Source organism: Lentilactobacillus buchneri (genome assembly GCF_018314255.1).
In the GTDB taxonomy this organism is placed as follows: Bacteria; Bacillota; Bacilli; order Lactobacillales; family Lactobacillaceae; genus Lentilactobacillus; species Lentilactobacillus buchneri.
In genome coordinates this window covers 2,301,657-2,320,294 of sequence record NZ_CP073066.1, presented here as the reverse complement: position 1 = coordinate 2,320,294, position 18,638 = coordinate 2,301,657, and the positions used below count along the sequence as shown (strand labels likewise).

The window sequence follows — 18,638 nt, the reverse complement described above, 5'->3', positions numbered from 1 at the left end:
AGAACTTGTTTCTTAGGAAATCTTTAAAAATGCCCTCAGGGTTTCGGCTCGTAAAACCTCCCCAAAATCTTGACCGAATCTGAAATGCTGGCAAACGCGTTGGGGTCGGACTCCAATAAAGCTTCCTCCAACTCCCCCATTTCATATCGTGAAATGACCGTGAACAAGATTGTTTTGGCATCGTGTTGATAAGCCCCTTCGGCATTATGAACGATCGTGATTCCCCGACGAAGATGGTTTTGAACACTATCGATCACCGTGTTGGGGCGGGTGGTAATAATCATCACCTGCATTCGCTGCTGTCTGGTATAGGTCATATCCATGATGCGCGCATTAACGATTAGACTGAGGACAGAGTAAAAGGCGTATGGCCATCCATACATGACGGCAGCTGAAACGATGATTAACGAGTTAAAGGCAATGTTAATCGTCCCAATCGAGTTACCGGTTCGGTGACGAATAACAATGCCCAGAATGTCCAGCCCACCAGTCGAAATCCCGTTTCGAAGCGCCAACCCGGTCCCAAATCCATTGACGGCCCCACCAAAGATTGCACAGATAATCGGATCATGGGTGAGCGGAATTGGTTTGAGTAATTGAATCATAAAACTGGATAAAAAGACGGTAATAATTGTGAAAATGGTAAATTCGTGGCCAATTGCCCGCCACGACAAGACAAATAATGGCAAGTTCAGCAGGAATAAAGCCAGCCCAGTTGAAATTTCAAACGGAAACGCCCGCGTACTGATGGTGTTCAACAACTGAGCGAACCCGGTAATCCCCGATGAATAAATATGTCCAGGTGTCCAGAAAAAATTAACCGCAATCGACACTAAAATTGCGTAAATAAATGAAGTTGAAATTTTGGTGACGTAGGTGTGCCTACGCATTAATTTTGAAACGTCATCCATAAAATAAATCCCCTTCGAAAACTTTTTGAACGTCTTGCCTAATGATAAACGTAAATGACAAAAATTACATTAAAAATCCTGTAATCAGTGACTAGATTACAGGATTTTATTGAAATCAGTTCATTTGAAACTCGAAACTACTTTTCACCATCAGGTTTGGCAACGAACAAGCCAAGATCTTCAAGCTGTTTGGTAGCAACAGGTTGTGGTGCACTGGTCAGTGGCTCAACTGCTTTGGAGTTCTTAGGGAAGGCAATCACATCACGGATGTTATCGCGATCAGCAAGCAAACGGACAAAGCGATCCAGGCCAATGGCGAGACCACCATGAGGCGGGAAACCGTAATCCAAAGCGTTCAGGAAGTAACCAAATTGAGCTTCGGCGCTCTCTTTGGTAAATCCAAGTGCTTCAAACATTTTTTCTTGAAGTGCCCGGGTATGGATACGGATTGATCCACCGCCTAATTCAAGGCCGTTCAAAATAATGTCATAACTTTGAGCGTAGGCTTTGTGTGGGTCTTCGCCTTCATTCATTAAGTAATGAACATCGTCTTCATTTGGCATCGTAAATGGATGATGGGCAGCCACGTAACGTTTTAAGTCGACATCCCAGTCGAATAATGGCCAGTTAACAATCCACAAGAAGGCAAATTTGGATTCGTCAATCATGTTCTGTTCTTTGGCAATCTCAACTCGCAGATAGGCCAGCGTGTTGGCAACAACCCGGCTGTTATCTGCAGCAAACAGCAATAGATCGCCAGGCTTTGCTTCAGCCTTGGCTAAAATCTTTTCACGCAGATCGGCATCCTTGAAGAATTTGGCGATCGGGCCGTTAAAGCCATCATCGGTCACCTTCAACCAGGCCAAGCCCTTGGCTCCGAAACGTACAACGTAATCGGCAAATTTGTCCAAATCTTTTCGGGAATACTTCTCAGCTCCGCCGGGAACGGCAATTGCCTTGACTTGGCCGCCATCTTTGACAGCACCGGAGAAAACCTTGAAATCAACATCCTTCATAATGTCTGAAAGATCTTTTAATTCCATGCCAAAGCGAACATCGGGTTGATCGGTTCCATAACGAGCCATTGACTCGTCCCAATCCATTCGTTTGAATGGCAGCTGAACGTCGATGCCCATGGCGTCTTTCATGACCTTGGCAATGAATCCTTCAGTGACATCTTCGATTTCTTCTTGATCGGCAAATGACATTTCCATATCAATTTGGGTAAATTCTGGTTGACGATCACCACGCAAGTCCTCATCACGATAACAACGCGCAATTTGATAGTATTTATCAAAACCGGCACCCATCAATAACTGCTTAAATTGCTGGGGTGATTGTGGCAAAGCGTAAAAGGAACCAGGATAGACCCGTGAAGGAACCAGATAATCTCGAGCCCCTTCAGGAGTTGACTTCGTCAGTGTTGGGGTTTCGATATCAATGAAATCATTTTGGTCGAAGTAACTGTGAATCGACTGAATAATCCGGTTTCGCAGCAAAATGTTTTTTTGCATCTCAGGGCGGCGAAGATCCAAGTAACGGTACTTGAGCTTCAGGTCCTCGGAAACGTTAATGCCGTCTTGGATATAAAATGGCGGTGTCTTAGCGGTGGCCAAAATCTTGGCATCGGTGATGTCAACTTCAATCTTACCGGTTTTCATCTTAGGGTTGATTTCTTTAGGATCCCGGGCAACAACTTTACCCTTGGCTTCCACAACGTACTCACTGCGCAGTTTATCGGCAACTGCTAAAGCATCTTGGCCAAATTCCTCACTGAATACTAACTGAACAATTCCTTCACGATCACGCAGTTCAATAAAAATTAAGCCGCCGAGGTCACGACGTTTTTGGACCCAGCCTTTTAAGACAACTTCTTGGCCGATGAGCTGTTCATCAACAAGGCCAGCATAAGTAGTTCTCTTCATGTCTAATCAATCTCCTCATCATCTGTAAAATATTTGGTAATGATCTCATCAAAATCTTTGAAAATCTCAGCCAGCGGTACTGAAACCTCGGTCCCGGTCCGCATCTGTTTGACGTTCGCGGTCTTTTTTTCCAGTTCACTTTCACCAATGGTAATTGTGTACTGAGCATTCAGCTTATTGGCAGTTTTAAACTGCGCTTTTGGTTTGCGGTCAAGGTAATCACGGTCAGCTGCGAAACCGTCTGCCCGCAATGCTTGAACGATTTGTAAGGTCAAAACACTGGTCTGTTCGCCAATCCCAACTACGTAAGCATCCAATTGGTCAAGAACCGGGAATTTAACCCCTTGGGCTTCCATCAAAAGCATCAGCCGTTCCATCCCAAGACCAAAACCGATTCCGGGCATTTCAGGGCCGCCAAGCTGCTCAACCAAGCCATTGTATCGACCGCCGGCACAAATGGTTGTATAGCCTTCGCCCAAGGCCTTGGAATCAACCATGATTTCAAAAATCGTGTGGTTGTAGTAATCCAGGCCCCGAACCATATCAGGGTCAACGACATACGGAATGTTGAGTGATTCCAAAAGGTGTTTGACCTTATCAAAGTGCTTTTGGGAATCTTCATTCAAGTAGTCCAAAATTGATGGCGCACCCTTGACGATTTCCTGGTCGCGTTTGTCTTTGCTGTCCAATACCCGCAACGGGTTCTTGTGCAGACGAACCTTGGAATCATCACTCAACTCATCAAAGTGCGGGTCAAGATAGTCAATCAACGCTTGACGATATGCGTCACGGGAGGCTTTATCACCCAGACTATTAATTTCCAACCGGAGGCCAGACAAGCCAAAGTGTTTCAGCAAATCCATCCCCATGGCAATCACTTCGACGTCCAATTCGGGCTCATTACTACCAAAAGCTTCTACCCCAATTTGGTGAAATTCACGCTGGCGGCCGGACTGTGGCCGTTCATAGCGAAACATCGACCCCATATAAAAGACTTTGACTGGGCGGGGATGTTCAGGCCCGTAAAGCTTATTTTCGACAAATGCCCGCACAACACCGGCGGTCCCTTCAGGGCGTAAACTCATGTGCCGGTCGCCCTTATCATTGAAATCATACATTTCTTTTGTGACAACGTCGGAAGTATCACCAGACGTTCTGGAAAAGACATCAAAATTTTCAAACATTGGTGTCCGAATCTCCTGATAACGATAATCGTCAAACAGCATCCGGGCAGTCTCTTCGACATAGTTCCATTTTTGAGCTTCACCTGGCAAAATATCGGCCGTTCCTTTTGGTCGTTGATATCGCATAATTGTTTCCTCCCACTTAAATTCCGAAAAAAAAACCCCTGTCCATAGACAAGGGTGCATTCGCACGGTACCACCTTAATTAATTCTCAAGGATAACGCTCGCACGAATAGCATTTCGCTATTAACCATCATAAGCAAAAAGTGTCACTTCAAAATAATCGACGCATCCTTCCACCAAATGAATGCTCTCTGTATGCCGCTTATTTCGATAGTTCTTTTTATCGGTTGGATATTTAACTGTCTATAAGACTAGTGTACCAGCCAGAAAATGTCAAGGGAACATCGGCGTTATTTCCATTCAGACTGGCCTCTCAGGCTTATTTCAACTATAATATGATTATTTGAGTGAGGGAACGATTGAACTGTGAAAAAAATTTGGGAAAACAAAAGCTGGATTGTTGCCACCCTGACGATCATCATCACATTTTTGGTGTTGATCGTCTCGCTGGAATCCAATTCAGTGACTGTTAAGGTCAATCAATTAAATATTCGAAGCGGGCCAGACGTTACCTACTCGGTAAAAGCCAAAGTTCAGCATGGACAGCGATTGCAGGTGATTAGTCGAAAAAGTAACTGGATCAAGGTCATCTATAAGCATCGCACCATTGGCTGGGTAGCGTCCTGGCTGGTTCAAAACAGCAACGTTCAAAATGTCAGCAGCTTATCGGAAGCGACAATTGTTTTAGATCCGGGCCACGGCGGATCGGATACGGGGGCACTGTCAATGACCGGGCAACCCGAAAAACGGTACACTTTGGAAGTTGCCAAACGAGTCGAACGACTGCTCCAGGCGAGAGGTGCCCGGGTCGTCATGACGCGCAGTTCCGATAAAACCGTCCCACTAGCGGCCAGGCCGGAAATTGCCAATTCATCATCGGCCAACCTCTTCGTCAGTTTCCACTTTGACTCTTCGGATGAGAACAACGTTGCGTCTGGCTACACCTGTTACTTTTACCATAGCGGCGACTCCAAACATTTGGCAGAATCAGTCAACCAGCAGATGAAAAATCTGCCGTTAAGTTCGCGGGGCGTGGAATTCGGTAACTTCTTGGTAATCCGGGACAACTCGGTTCCAGCTATTTTGATTGAGGGCGGCTACATCAATACCAAAAAAGACTTTAACCAAATTCAAAAGCCGGCCTATCAAAAAAAGCTTGCGAAAGACGTTGTCGACGGCATCGCAAACTATTTTAAAAACAATCATTAATTATTTGTTGGTCAACCATGGGACGAGTTCATTGATTTCGGTGACCCGAATCTCGGGATTGCCGGAATCAATGATTGTGCCATCAGGATCAAACAAACACGAAGCGATATTTGCATTGTGGCCCGCAGCAACATCCAACTTGCGGTCACCAATCATGATCGCTTTTTTTCTGTCTACCTGATTGGTCTTAATTAACCAGTTAATTGAATCAGGCTGTGGTTTCCGCGGAAAATTCTGATCCGATGTGACAAAGCCGCTGAAATCGTCCAGCAGATCAAACTTTCTCAGCATGCTTTTAGCCTGGTCATCCCTGTGTGTCAGCAAAAAGTTGCGTCCCTTCATTGATTTAGCCAATTCCAAAACCTCTTTAACACTGGGAAACGGCAGGGCATCTTCGACCAATTTGGTTTGATGGGTGCGATTCAATTTTCGAAGCTGTTTTTCATCAATCCCATAAAAGGCCGAGAACTTTCGAATGGCTGTCCCAACGTCGTGTTGGCGCATGGTGACATAAATCTGGTCTTGATCGATTTCAACATCGTCAATTCCTAAATCACCCAATGCTTGGACAAACGCGGAAACCATTTTTGGATAGGTATCGAACAACGTGCCGTCAAAATCCCAAAATAATTGATTAATCATTTCGTTACTCCTTAAAAAAGCCGAACCACACGATTCGACTTTATTTTTATCTGATCATTTTTTATTTGTTATCCGTATCAAAGATAATCGTCACTGGACCATCATTTTGAATATTCACCAGCATATCGGCTCCAAAAACGCCCGTTTGAACTTCCAAACCGGTCTGCCGCAGACGTTCATTGAGTTGCTCATACACCCGATCAGCGTGTTGCGGTTCGCCTGCCTTGGTAAAGCTGGGGCGATTCCCCTTTTTGGTATCTGCATATAAGGTGAACTGCGAAATCGACAAAATTGCGCCATTCACGGCATTGATGTCCAAATTGAGTTTACCGGCATCATCTTCAAATACCCGCAGTTTACTAATCTTATGGGTTAAATAGTCAACTTCTGCCTCACCGTCGGCATCGCTGACACCAACCAGCAGAACGAATCCCCTGCCAATTTTGCCATGAATCTGACCGTCAATACTGACCGACGCTTCCTTGACTCGTTGCAAAACCACTTTCATCCAGCAAAACTCCTATCTGAATTTTCGTTCAACTAAATAAACATCGTGAACGTTCTTAATTGCCCCAATCAACCGCTCCAGCTGCTCCAAATTGCGGACGCCAACTGAAAGGGAGATGGTGGCCATCTTATTATTATCGACCTGACCATTAACTGACGAAACGTTCTTCGTGACACTATTAACGGCGGTCAAGACATTCGTCAGCAGGCCGGCCCGATTATATCCTTGGACGGCCAAACTGGCATCATAAATCGTCCGTTCCTCAGGATTGTCAGCCCAGGCGACCTCAATCAGCCGCTCACCGTTTTCTTCCGCAGTTTTAATGTTCGGGCAGTCAACCCGGTGGATTGACACGCCGCGTCCCTTGGTGATGTAACCGACAATTTCATCGCCGGGAACCGGGGTACAGCAGTGACTCAATCGCACTAGGAGATTATCGACGCCTTCGATCACGATACCATTTGAGGACTTGCGTTTTTTCTGCTTCTTAGCGCTGTCGGAATCTTCAGAAATGGTCTGATGGCCTTCCAAAACTTCTCGTTCAGCTTGGTCCTGACGCTCTTTTTTGAGTTGGGCCCGGGCATCCTCTGTCAATCGGTTAACCACCCCGGTCGGCTGCAAATCCCCAAAGCCGACCGCAGCCAACAAATCATCAGCGTGTTGGTAATGCATGTTAACGGCTGCCTTGGTCAATTTATCCGGTACCATGATCCGGTTGGGCTCAAACCCGGCTTCCCGTAGTCTTCTGGAAATCAGGTTCTTACCGTCCTCAATGTTTTTCTCACGGTCTTCTTGTCTGAAGTACTGTTTAATCTTATTTCGTGCCCGCCTGGTGTGAACCAGCTTCAGCCAATCACGACTCGGGCCGGCTGAACCAGTGGCAGTAATAATATCGACAATGTCACCATTTTTAACTTGGTGATCCAGAGGGACAATCTTGCCGTTGACCCGGGCACCAGTGGTGTGATTACCAACCTCGGTATGAATCATGTAGGCCATATCAAGCGGACCGGCTCCTTTTGGCAGCTCATAAACGTCGCCCTTAGGGGTAAAGACATAGACGTGGTCGCCAAACAATTCACCTTTGACACTATCCATGAAATCGGCGGCATCGTCGGTATCTTCCTGGAGTTCGATAATTTGCTTAAACCAGTTGAGTTTATTGTTATCCTGCGAGGTTTTGACCCCGTTTGTGATTCCCTCTTTGTAGGCCCAGTGAGCAGCAATACCAAATTCAGCCACGCGGTGCATCTCTTCGGTTCGAATCTGGACTTCCAAAGGCTTGCCTTCCGGGCCAATAACGGTCGTATGCAGCGATTGATACATGTTGGCTTTGGGCATTGCAATATAGTCTTTAAACCGGCCAGGCATGGGTTTCCACTCTGAATGGATGGCGCCCAAAACGGCGTAACAGTCTTTAATTGAATCAACAATTACCCGAATGGCCAACAGGTCATAAATTTGACTAAATTGTTTGTGCTTTTCAACCATTTTTCGGTAAACGGAATAGATGTGCTTGGGTCGGCCATAAATCTCAGCCTTGACGCCCAATGCAGAAATCGCCTTTTTGACCTCTTTGATGGCTTTTTCAATATAATCCACCCGTTGATCACGACGTGAATTCATCAAGTGCACAATGCGGTAGTATTGCTGGGGATTGAGATACCGAAGTGAAATGTCTTCCAGTTCCCATTTGATGGTTCCAATACCTAATCGATCGGCAATCGGGGCGTAAATCTCCAAGGTTTCACTGGCAATCCGCCGCTGCTTGTCAGGCCGCAGTGATTTTAATGTCCGCATGTTGTGCAGGCGATCAGCCAGCTTGACAATCATCACTCTGATGTCTTTACACATTGCCAGCAAAAGCTTACGGTGGTTCTCAGCCAATCGTTCTTCGCTGGATTTATATTTAATCTTGGACAGTTTGGTAACCCCGTCGACAATCAAGGCGATATCGTGGCCAAACAGCTCTTGGATGTCGCCTAAGGTAGCCCCGGTATCTTCGACTACATCATGAAGAAAACCGGCTGAGACGGTCTCAGGATCCATATGCAGGTCAGCTAAAATACCAGCCACCTGAGTCGGATGGGTAATATAGGGCTCACCAGACTGCCGTTTTTGGTACTGGTGAGCAATTTTTGCAAATTGGTAAGCTTTTCGAATCTCATCAACATGTTCCTTGTTCATATACTCAGAAACCTTATTAATGACATCGTCCGGTGTCCAAATTTTAGTCGCCATTGTATCAACTCTTCTCTCATTTGCCCAAAGGCATCATCAAATCATCTTTATCATAATAATATCATTGTTGTCAAAGTTATTCAGCAAACTAAATCAGTTCGGTCAGCGTTGAAACGGCACTGAGAAAGTACAGTGGGGCTGTTTCAGTCCGCAAAATCCGTGGCCCAAGACCAGCTAACACAAAGTCGTGATCGACTAATTGGGTAACTTCAGCCGGACTAACGCCGCCTTCCGGACCGAAGACAGCCGCCATGGTGCCGCCTGAAGCAGTTTGCCTGACGGCCTTCACCAAATTGGTTTCCTCGCCTTGCTTGGCGGACTCCTCATAAGCGACCAATTGGGTATCAAAATCTAATTGGAATAAAGCATCTAATCCGCTTAAATAAGCCACTGTTGGCACGACGTTTCGATGAGACTGCTCAGCAGCGCTCAACGCAACTTCATTCAGCCGGGTAATTTTTTTAGTTGCTTTTTGATCCCATTTAACAATCGACCAGTCCATCGGCAGGAAAATCACGTGAGCCACACCAAGTTCAGTAGCCTTTTGAACAATCCATTCGGGCTTGTTGCCCTTGGACAGACCACTGACAATCGTGACATCGACCGGCAATTCAACGTTGTGATCAAGTGGCTTGATAATATTGGCGGCGACTTGGTTTCCCTCCAGTCGACCAATTTCAGCCTCGTACACCTGGTGGTCATCGCCAACCAGTTCAAACCGGTCACCAACTTCGGCACGCAAAACTCTGCATAAATGATGAGAAATTGTTTTGGGAAGTTCAATCGACTGTCCCACAGTTAAATGTTCACTTACAAAATAGTGTTGCATTATTTGTCCTCATCCTTTGGCTTTTGGGCGATGACCCCATACCAATCTTTCATTCTCAAGGTTTCAATGATTTGAAATTCTTGTGAGGTCATCGCATTTTCAACGGTTGCAAATTTGTCCTTGATAATCCCGGATGTGAGGAAAAAGCCACCAGGAACGAGATTATCCCATGCTTGGGGAACCAGCGGCACGATAATTTCGGCCAAAATGTTGGCAACCACGATATCAACTTGAGTGTGAATTCCGGCCAGCAGGTCGTTTGCCGCGACGTGGATTCCTTTAGCACCTGGATTGAGTTGAATGTTCTTTTCTGCAGATTCAACAGCGATGTCGTCAACGTCGAACGCGTGGATTTCCCCCGCGCCCATCAACTTGGCGGCGATGCTTAAAACACCGGAACCAGTGCCGACATCCAGAATTGATTCGCCGCCCTGCATGACCATTTCCAAAGCCTGAAGTGATAGTCGGGTAGTTGGATGGGTTCCAGTTCCAAAGGCCATTCCAGGATCCAAGCGGACAATTTTTTCCTGAGCGGATTTTGGCTGATAGTCTTCCCAACTGGGAACAATGGTGATGAATCGCGAAATTGATACTGGATGGTAATACTTCTCCCAGGCAGTTTGCCAATCTTGATTCACGACTGGCGTCAGGTGAACTTCTGCTGGTCCGGGATTCAAATCAAACTTCGCCAAACCTCGGACCTTGGTGGCAATTTGGTCTGCTTGGGCATCAATATGCTGATTGTTGGGATAATAAGCGGATACAATCGCCCCCTGCCTAACGTGAGTCAGGTCTTTAGGATCGACAATTTCACCATGATCTCCGTAGCGGCCGGGTTTTAATTTCTCAAAATCTTTGGCATCTTCGATTGAAACCCCGGTCGCCCCGTATGCCATCAAAATGTTGGCAACGGCCTCAACCGCTTCACTTGTCGTCATAATTGATAATTCTGTCCAGTCCATGGAATTCTCCTTTGTCGGTTGATTCTAAAATGAAAGCTGGCTTCACCCCACAATGAGGCAAAAACCAGCTTTGATTTCGAATCCATATCACTTAGATGCACCATCTGATATTTCATGTTGTTTTTCTTTCTCACGCGCACGGACCTTTGCCTCGTGCTTCAATAGGTGTCCTTCCAAGTAGTTCAATAGTTCGGATTCGTTCTCGAAAATCCGGGGATGCTTTTGCTTATGCAGCCGTAAATCAATTTCGTTGATTCGCTGTCTGCCAGTCCACTTATGACTGTAGCGAATAATAAGCCGGTTATCCAAGCGGTCGCGGCCAAATCTGAAAATATAAATATTATCCGGTGTCAGTAAGGGCCGAATATATTCTTTTTTATAGAAGTAACCGTTTTTTCTTAAATATTGTTTTGTTCGACTTAGAATCATTAACACCTCCCAGCTTATTAAATTTTAATTTTTCGAATCGAATAAAAAAACAATTAATATATATAATAATTGAATGTGAGAAGAAACGCAAACATTTTCTCATAATGAATCAAAGTTGCACTCCTTAACAAGTTTAGCATATGATGTAGGAAAGGAGCTGAGAATAATGGAATTATTCCGCATTCGATTTATCAATAAGATTCGACCCGACACGATTGAGATTCGCTACCGGGCAGTGTTGGAATCACATTCAAGTGATACGGTTTTTGAGGGCCATCAGTTATTCCTAAGAAGTTATTTGGATACCACCATTTTGAAATCAGGTGAAGTCGCCCTTAAAGCAATTTATAATATTTTTTCTGCCACTCCAAAAGACTTGGTCTTGGATCAAGTGGCTTTTGAACAGTCGCATGACCGAAGCCTCCTGCAGGTCCCAACCAAGCAGTTCTTTGATCAATACGTCATCGATAATGGCATGTTGGGTCGCGTCGTTCACCACCAGGGAGAGGACGGCAAGCCGGTTATCGATACCAAATTAGTCACCGAATTGCGGATTGGTTAGCAGACACACCGCTATTGAGATAGCGAAAAATTTGACAATTATATGTCACTTGTCATATGGTAAATGTGACAAGATATACATACGCCGAAGCAACCTTTTTATGGTAGATTGCAAATTTAATCCGAATTTTTTGACAAATTGGTCAGCATGACCTGATAAGGTGTTTGCCAGTCAAGTATTTTAAGTGGTCTCTGATTAATTTCGAGTAAGGTGGTTTTCAAGCCTTGAGCACTAATGTGCTCAAAATAAGTCCCCTTAGGATAAAAATAGCGTAAGTTCCGATTAAATCGTTCATTACTGCCGCGCTCAGCTGGCGTATAAGCATGGCAGTAATAGGTCTTAATACCATATTGTGATTCAAGTGATACTAGCCCACTAAACTCAGTGCCACGGTCCACAGTAAAGCTGTGCACCGGACCATTAAAAGTGGTTAGGAACTTAGTTAGTGCTTCATTAACAGTCGCTGTCGTCCGATCTTTTAACCGGTATGCCCAAAGGAACCGTGATTTGCGATCGATTAAAGTTAATAAAACTGCCTTACTATGCCCACGAGGACCAACGACTGTATCTAGTTCAAAATCGCCGATGCGATTACGTTGATTAATCATCATGGGACGCTGTTCAATTGATCGCCCCAAAGATTGATTATATTTGGATCGTTGGTCAACGTTACGCCGTTGGCGTACGCCATGTTCAGGTAGATCATTCAAGGAGAAATCAATTCTCCCCTGATTTAGCCAATTATAAATAGATTTAGTAGCTAGTTTAAATTCGTGAGCAATCATTCCTGGTGACCAGCTTAGACGTAAATGGTTGAGAATTTTTTGCTTTAACTCATCGCTCAGCTTAGTTTTCCGACCACATCGTGATCGCTTGTATTCGGCATCTGTTTGTGCTAATTCAGCCTGATAAGGTTGACATCGAGATAATTCATAAGAAATTGTTGACGGTGATCGGTTCAGCCGAACGCCCATTTGGATATTGGACAGCCCTAGTTCACAAAAGGTTTCGATTTTAATTCGTTCGGAATAGGTTATACTAGACAAAAGATCAGCTCCTAAAAGATGGGTTTGTGGTAAACACCATTTTAAAGGAAGCTGATCTTTTTTGCCCGAACAGCGTTCGGATTAATTTTACAATCTACCTTATCATCAAATTCTAAATTTCCGGGGGAATGAATATGGATGCAAGACAAAAGGTTCAAGCTGTCCTCGACAGTGAAGACAGTGCCTATCAGATCCAGAAGTTGACCGGGGTGAACTCATCAATTATCATCCGACTCAGAAATCACACGCGACTGGTGGATAACTTATCACTGGGGACGGTTGAAAAACTGGAACGGTATTTTGATTACCATGTCAAACACGAAAATGATGACCTGCCTCATTCGGTACAGTTATCCCATTTTCGTCATCGACTCATTAATCTCCTGCAGGAGTTATACCAAATGCAACAGGCCAAGGCTGAGGCCACAAATGCCCTGCCGGACGAAAAAGCTATGACAGCGGCCATTGAACAGTTATTTAACGATGTTATCGCCAACAAGCTGGAGCTGGAACACTTAGAGACCATTTACAGCCGCGCGTTATCTGATAGTACACAATTAACGAGTCCAACAAAATAGTTTGAAGACATCTGATCGCAACGAGTTATTTCGCTGCGGTCTTTTTTGACGTCATAAAGGCTGTCTCAATAGAAAAGGCGCCTAGTAAGACGTCTTTTAAATACCAAAATTATCTTAATTTAGTGTCGCAACCATCAACCAACGCTCCCGTTTACTCAAACGAAGTGTCGTTGCTAACAAGCATCGCCTGCCTGAAACGAATCAGTGATTTGATTTCCTCAATATCACTGGCTGTTGCTTGCTTTTTTATGAAATTTCTAGCTGTACTACGGTTCCTCAGGTAACGGGCATGGGCAAGGGTTATTGACCTGAATAAATAATTGTCGTTAAGACCAATGGTCCAGTAAAAGTACCTATTTGTCGCCTTTTTCTTCCTCATCAGTCTGCAAAACAGCCATAAAGGCCTCCTGAGGAATATCCACTTTTCCAACAGCCTTCATCCGCTTTTTACCAACCTTTTGCTTCTCCAAGAGTTTCATCCGCCGGGTTCGATCACCACCATATAACTTGGCGGTCACATCCTTGCGATAGGCCTTAATATTGGTTCTGGCAATAATTTTGGCGCCAATGGCTGCTTGGACGGGAATTTCAAAGTTCTGTCGGGGAATGATATTCTTGAGTTTACCAACGATGTCCCGAGCTCTTGGTGCGGCAAATTGACGGTGAGAAATGAAGCTTAAAGCATCCACCTTTTCACCATTCAGCAAAATATCAATTTTGACCAGGTCGCTGGGTTTGTAGTCCTCCAACTCGTAGTCAAGGGATGCATAGCCTTTGGTGCTGGATTTTAATTTGTCAAAGAAATCAAAGATAATTTCGGATAAAGGCATGTGATAAATCACGTTGACCCGATACTCATCAAGGTATTCCATTGTGTCAAATTCACCCCGTCGTCTTTGACAAAGTTCCATAACTGGGCCGACATAATCATTGGGTACCATAATGGTTGCTTTGACGTATGGCTCAGAAATTTGCTTGATAGCAGAAACATCCGGCATTTCAGATGGATTTTCAACTTCTTTGGACTCGCCATCCGTTAGCTTGACCTCATAGGTTACTGATGGTGCCGTGGTGATCAGCTCCAGATTAAATTCCCGTTCCAAACGTTCCTGAACCACGTCCATATGCAGCAGGCCCAAGAATCCGCAACGAAAACCAAATCCCAGCGCCTTGGAAATTTCCGGTTCAAACTCCAGTGCTGCATCATTCAACTTCAATTTTTCCAATGCTTCACGTAAATCGTCAAACTTGGCATTGTCAGTTGGATAAAGTCCGGCATAAACCATCGGGTGCATTTCCCGATAACCCGGGAGTGCTTCATCTGCAGGATCAAGGGCATTGGTGACGGTATCACCAACTCGGGTTTGGGTAATATCTTTGATGCTGGCGGTGATGTAACCAACGTCTCCAGACATCAGATAGTCGCGTTTAACAGGTTTAGGCGAGTTAACCCCCACTTCAGTGACTTCATATTCACTGCCGCTGTTCATCATTTTGATCTTGTCACCGGGTTTAACAGTGCCTTCGAATAAACGGACACTTAAAACGACTCCACGGTAATCATCATAAACCGAGTCAAAGACCAGGGCCTTTAGGGGTCCTTCAACGTCTCCGTCGGGCGCGGGAATTTTGTGGACAATTTGTTCCAACAATTCTGGTACACCGATCCCCTTTTTTGCGCTGGCCAGAACGGCATCAGAGGCATCCAAGCCAATCACGTTTTCGATTTCTTCTCGGACCTTTTCCGGTTCAGCCGAGGGCAAATCAATCTTATTAATGACTGGCACAATTTCCAAATTGTCATCAATCGCCAGATAAACGTTCGCCAGTGTCTGAGCTTCGACTCCCTGTGCTGCATCGACAACCAGGACGGCACCCTCACAGGCAGCCAGACTTCGAGAAACTTCATAGGAGAAGTCAACGTGTCCTGGGGTATCAATCAAATGAAACTCATAGTCGTGGCCGTCTTTGGCATGATACGTCAATTCCACGGCGTTTAATTTGATCGTAATGCCCCGCTCACGTTCGAGGTCCATGTTATCCAGTAATTGATCTTTCATATCCCGCTTGGCAACGGTATCCGTCATTTCCAGAATTCGATCGGCTAAGGTCGATTTCCCATGGTCGATGTGAGCAACGATGGAAAAGTTTCGAATATATTTTTGGTGATTCTTCATTTTATCTAAATCCATGTTGTATTCTCACTTTCATTTGTTTACTGATAATAATTATACCAGCCATTCCAGTTTATCCAAAGTTAAACGGAACCAGCAGGGTTGCCTTGACATAAAAAGAGGTCAAGCAACGGCAAAACAGCCGGCTGACCCCTCCACATGATCATGTTATTTATCAAAAGCATCTTTCATCTTGTCAAAAAAATTACTACCGCCCTTGCCAGCAATGTTGTCACCACTGGCCTTGGCGAATGCTTCCAAGGCAATCTTTTGATTCTTATTAAGCGACTTGGGTGTAACCACATTAACGGTCACCCGCTCGTCGCCATTACCGTTACCACGAAGGCGAGGCGCACCCTTACCTTTGAGACGGAAAGTTGTCCCGGTCTGGGTTCCGGCTGGTACCTTTAACTCAACATCGCCATGAACCGTTTTGACTTTGATCTTGCCACCAAGTGCTGCTCTGGCAAAAGTGATGGGCTGGTCAACGTAGATTGTTGACCCATCACGCGTAAAGTCTTTGCTGGGTTTGACTCGGAAGACAATGTATAAGTCACCGTAAGGACCACCATTGTCCCCGGCTTCACCTTGGCCTTGAAGACGCATTTGCTGACCGTCATCAATTCCGGCTGGTACGTTGACTTCAAGTTCGTGACGCTCATCAGTTTTACCACTACCGCCACAGGTTGGGCACTTTTCCTTGATTTCTTTACCAGTCCCATGACAAACCGGGCAAACTTGACGGGATTGCATTCTGCCAAGTGGGGTGTTGGTCTCAGTGGTAACGTAACCACGGCCGCCACAGTTGGAACAAGTGACTGGTGAAGTACCAGGCTTGGCACCCGTCCCGCCACAAGTCTTACACTGGGCTTCACGGTTGTACTTGATCACGGTCTTCTTACCGAAAATGGCTTCCTCAAATTCAAGGGTCATCTGGTATTGAAGATCACGGCCCTGTTGGGGTGCGGACGGATCTGCCCGCTGTTGGCCGCCACCAAAGAACTGACTGAAAATGTCATCAAAACCAAATCCACCAGCGCTACCGCCAAAGTTACCAAAGCCCCCGCCTTGGCTACCGCCGCCAAAGCCGGCACCGGCACCATCAGCTGAACCGTATTGGTCATAGTTGGCGCGCTTTTGTGGGTCACTCAATGTCTCATATGCTTCATTGATTTCCTTAAATTTTGCTTCAGCATCCGGCGCTTTATTGATATCTGGATGCCACTTTTTAGAAAGCTTACGATAGGCGTGTTTGATTTCGTCATCGCTGGCGTCCTTGGAAACTCCAAGAATATCATAATAATCTTTTTCTGCCATTAGAAACTCCCATCCTCATTCAATTCATTAACCATGATAATATACCATATTTTAACAAAAAGCCAAAGCCAGCCGGCCTTGACTTCTCATTACAATATCTGATTATAAATTACTTTTTATCATCATCGTGAACTTCGTGGAAGTCGCCGTCAACGGTGCCGTCGTCACCTTTGCCGTCGGATTTGTCATCAGTTGAACCACCCTTGGCACCTTCGCCGGCAGCAGCACCGCCGTCTTTAGGAGCCTGTTGTTGATACAGCTTGACAGCCAAATCTTGAACAATCTTGTTCAAATCGTCCTTCTTAGACTTCATTTCGTCAACGTTATTGTCTTCCTTAGCTTTCTTGAGGGCATCACGTGCATCTTCAGCCTTCTTGATTTCGTCATCGGAAACCTTACCCTTGACGTCTTTGAGAGTCTTGTCAGTCTGGAAGATCAATTGGTCGACTTCGTTGTTCAAATCAGCTGATTCCTTACGTTGCTTATCAGCCTCTTCGTTTTCTTTAGCTTCCTTCATCATCTTTTGAATCTCTTCATCGGAAAGGCCTGATGAATCTTTGATGGTGATCTTCTGCTCTTTACCGGTTCCCTTATCCTTGGCAGAAACGTTCACAATGCCGTTCTTGTCAATATCAAACTTAACTTCGATTTGAGGAACCCCACGAGGAGCAGCCGGAATGTCAGTCAACTGGAATTGACCCAACGTCTTGTCGTCAGCAGCCATTGGACGTTCACCTTGAAGAACGTGAATGTCTACGGCAGGTTGGTTATCAGCAGCTGTTGAGAAGACTTGTGACTTGCTGGTAGGAATGGTCGTGTTGCGATCGATCAGCTTGGTGAAGACACCACCCATGGTTTCAATACCCAATGACAATGGGGTAACATCAAGCAAGACAACGTCTTTAACATCACCGGTGATCACACCACCTTGAACAGCGGCACCCAAAGCAACGGCTTCATCAGGGTTGATTGAGTGGTTTGAATCTTTACCAGTCCATGATTTGACGGCTTCTTGGACGGCAGGAATTCGAGTTGAACCACCGTTTAAGATCACTTGATCAATGTCTGAAGTACTTAATTTGGCATCTTTCAAGGCATTATCAAATGGGACCTTGGTCTTGGCAACCAAGTCGGCAGTCAATTCGTTAAACTTGGCACGAGTCAAGGTTGTTTGCAGATGCAATGGACCGTTGTCACCGGCCGAAATAAATGGCAAACTGATTTCTGATTCAGTAACACCAGAGAGATCCTTCTTGGCCTTTTCAGCGGCATCCTTCAAACGTTGCAAAGCCATCTTATCTTTGGATAAGTCAACGCCATTATCCTTCTTGAAACCGTCAACCAACCAGTCAATAATTCGTTGGTCAAAGTCATCACCACCAAGATGTGTATCACCATTGGTTGAGAGAACTTGGAAGACACCGTCACCCAATTCAAGGATGGAAACATCAAACGTCCCACCACCTAAATCGTAAACCAGAATCTTTTCATCTTTCTCCTGTTTGTCCAAACCATATGCCAATGCAGCGGCAGTTGGTTCGTTGATGATTCGCTTAACGTTTAAACCGGCAATTTTACCAGCATCTTTAGTCGCTTGACGCTGTGCATCATTGAAGTAGGCAGGAACAGTGATAACGGCATTTTCAACCTTGTCACCTAAATAATCTTCAGCAAAGTCCTTGATGTACTGTAAAATCATCGCAGAAATTTGTTGAGGGGTGTATTTCTTGCCTTCAATGTCAACAGTGTAACCTTGTTCACCCATGTGACTCTTGATTGAGCGAACCGTGTTAGGGTTGGTGATTTCTTGTCGCTTGGCAACTTCACCAACTTGTGGCTGACCATCTTTAAATGCAACAACTGATGGTGTCGTACGGGCACCTTCCGGGTTTGGAATAATTTTAGGCGCGCTGCCTTCAAGAACAGCAACGGCAGAGTTAGTAGTTCCTAAATCAATACCAATAATTTTATTACTTGCCATAAATAATCCTCTTTTT

Annotated in this window: 16 protein-coding genes; 3 read left to right on the top strand and 13 right to left on the bottom strand. The window is 45.2% G+C overall.

Annotation, left to right across the window (positions count from 1 at the left end):
- Positions 1 to 35 precede the first annotated feature (35 nt).
- The 3 genes from KE627_RS11125 to hisS form a co-directional block, all read right to left on the bottom strand.
- Complete coding sequence (locus tag KE627_RS11125) at positions 36 to 911, bottom strand: YitT family protein (RefSeq protein WP_013727819.1); 876 nt, start codon at positions 909 to 911, stop codon at positions 36 to 38.
- A gap of 137 nt (positions 912 to 1,048) precedes the next feature.
- Positions 1,049 to 2,836 carry an aspartate--tRNA ligase gene (gene aspS / locus KE627_RS11120; protein WP_013727818.1) on the bottom strand — a complete coding sequence of 596 codons (1,788 nt, stop codon included), beginning with the start codon at positions 2,834 to 2,836 and terminating at the stop codon, positions 1,049 to 1,051.
- 2 nt (positions 2,837 to 2,838) lie between these two features.
- Positions 2,839 to 4,146 carry a histidine--tRNA ligase gene (gene hisS / locus KE627_RS11115; protein ID WP_013727817.1) on the bottom strand — a complete coding sequence of 436 codons (1,308 nt, stop codon included), beginning with the start codon at positions 4,144 to 4,146 and terminating at the stop codon, positions 2,839 to 2,841.
- 364 nt (positions 4,147 to 4,510) lie between these two features.
- On the opposite strand from hisS, the gene KE627_RS11110 reads away from it, so the two are divergent.
- Entirely contained in the window at positions 4,511 to 5,353 is an 843-nt protein-coding gene (locus KE627_RS11110; protein WP_013727816.1) for an N-acetylmuramoyl-L-alanine amidase family protein, read from the top strand.
- Here KE627_RS11110 and KE627_RS11105 read toward each other — a convergent pair whose 3' ends face one another.
- From KE627_RS11105 to KE627_RS11080, 6 genes are all read right to left on the bottom strand, one after another.
- Complete coding sequence (locus KE627_RS11105; RefSeq protein ID WP_013727815.1) at positions 5,354 to 5,995, bottom strand: HAD-IA family hydrolase; 642 nt, start codon at positions 5,993 to 5,995, stop codon at positions 5,354 to 5,356. It abuts the gene before it with no gap.
- Between the two features lie 61 nt (positions 5,996 to 6,056).
- Positions 6,057 to 6,503, bottom strand: coding sequence for a D-aminoacyl-tRNA deacylase (dtd, locus tag KE627_RS11100; RefSeq protein ID WP_014939911.1), 447 nt, complete (start codon positions 6,501 to 6,503; stop codon positions 6,057 to 6,059).
- Positions 6,504 to 6,515: 12 nt separating this feature from the next.
- Positions 6,516 to 8,744 carry a RelA/SpoT family protein gene (locus KE627_RS11095; protein ID WP_013727813.1) on the bottom strand — a complete coding sequence of 743 codons (2,229 nt, stop codon included), beginning with the start codon at positions 8,742 to 8,744 and terminating at the stop codon, positions 6,516 to 6,518.
- Positions 8,745 to 8,832: 88 nt separating this feature from the next.
- Complete coding sequence (locus KE627_RS11090) at positions 8,833 to 9,573, bottom strand: 16S rRNA (uracil(1498)-N(3))-methyltransferase (protein ID WP_013727812.1); 741 nt, start codon at positions 9,571 to 9,573, stop codon at positions 8,833 to 8,835.
- Positions 9,573 to 10,535 (bottom strand): 50S ribosomal protein L11 methyltransferase, encoded by a 963-nt coding sequence (gene prmA / locus KE627_RS11085; protein ID WP_013727811.1) that lies wholly within the window; start codon positions 10,533 to 10,535, stop codon positions 9,573 to 9,575. The genes KE627_RS11090 and prmA overlap by 1 nt, the downstream gene beginning before the upstream one ends.
- An 87-nt stretch (positions 10,536 to 10,622) precedes the next feature.
- A complete protein-coding gene (locus KE627_RS11080; protein ID WP_013727810.1) occupies positions 10,623 to 10,964 on the bottom strand; it encodes a hypothetical protein in 342 nt (113 codons plus the stop codon).
- Positions 10,965 to 11,130: 166 nt separating this feature from the next.
- Between KE627_RS11080 and KE627_RS11075 the strand changes: the two genes are divergently transcribed.
- A complete protein-coding gene (locus tag KE627_RS11075; protein WP_013727809.1) occupies positions 11,131 to 11,526 on the top strand; it encodes a hypothetical protein in 396 nt (131 codons plus the stop codon).
- A gap of 116 nt (positions 11,527 to 11,642) precedes the next feature.
- On the opposite strand, the gene KE627_RS11070 is transcribed toward KE627_RS11075, so the two are convergent.
- Positions 11,643 to 12,572, bottom strand: coding sequence for an IS30-like element ISLpl1 family transposase (locus tag KE627_RS11070; protein WP_146971951.1), 930 nt, complete (start codon positions 12,570 to 12,572; stop codon positions 11,643 to 11,645).
- Between the two features lie 134 nt (positions 12,573 to 12,706).
- Between KE627_RS11070 and KE627_RS11065 the strand changes: the two genes are divergently transcribed.
- Positions 12,707 to 13,150 carry a hypothetical protein gene (locus KE627_RS11065; RefSeq protein ID WP_013727808.1) on the top strand — a complete coding sequence of 148 codons (444 nt, stop codon included), beginning with the start codon at positions 12,707 to 12,709 and terminating at the stop codon, positions 13,148 to 13,150.
- A 353-nt stretch (positions 13,151 to 13,503) separates the two neighbouring features.
- Here KE627_RS11065 and lepA read toward each other — a convergent pair whose 3' ends face one another.
- The 3 genes from lepA to dnaK form a co-directional block, all read right to left on the bottom strand.
- Positions 13,504 to 15,342 carry a translation elongation factor 4 gene (lepA, locus tag KE627_RS11060; protein WP_013727807.1) on the bottom strand — a complete coding sequence of 613 codons (1,839 nt, stop codon included), beginning with the start codon at positions 15,340 to 15,342 and terminating at the stop codon, positions 13,504 to 13,506.
- 150 nt (positions 15,343 to 15,492) lie between these two features.
- Complete coding sequence (gene dnaJ / locus KE627_RS11055; protein ID WP_013727806.1) at positions 15,493 to 16,641, bottom strand: molecular chaperone DnaJ; 1,149 nt, start codon at positions 16,639 to 16,641, stop codon at positions 15,493 to 15,495.
- 109 nt (positions 16,642 to 16,750) lie between these two features.
- Positions 16,751 to 18,622 (bottom strand): molecular chaperone DnaK, encoded by a 1,872-nt coding sequence (dnaK, locus tag KE627_RS11050; RefSeq protein ID WP_013727805.1) that lies wholly within the window; start codon positions 18,620 to 18,622, stop codon positions 16,751 to 16,753.
- Between the last annotated feature and the right edge of the window lie 16 nt (positions 18,623 to 18,638).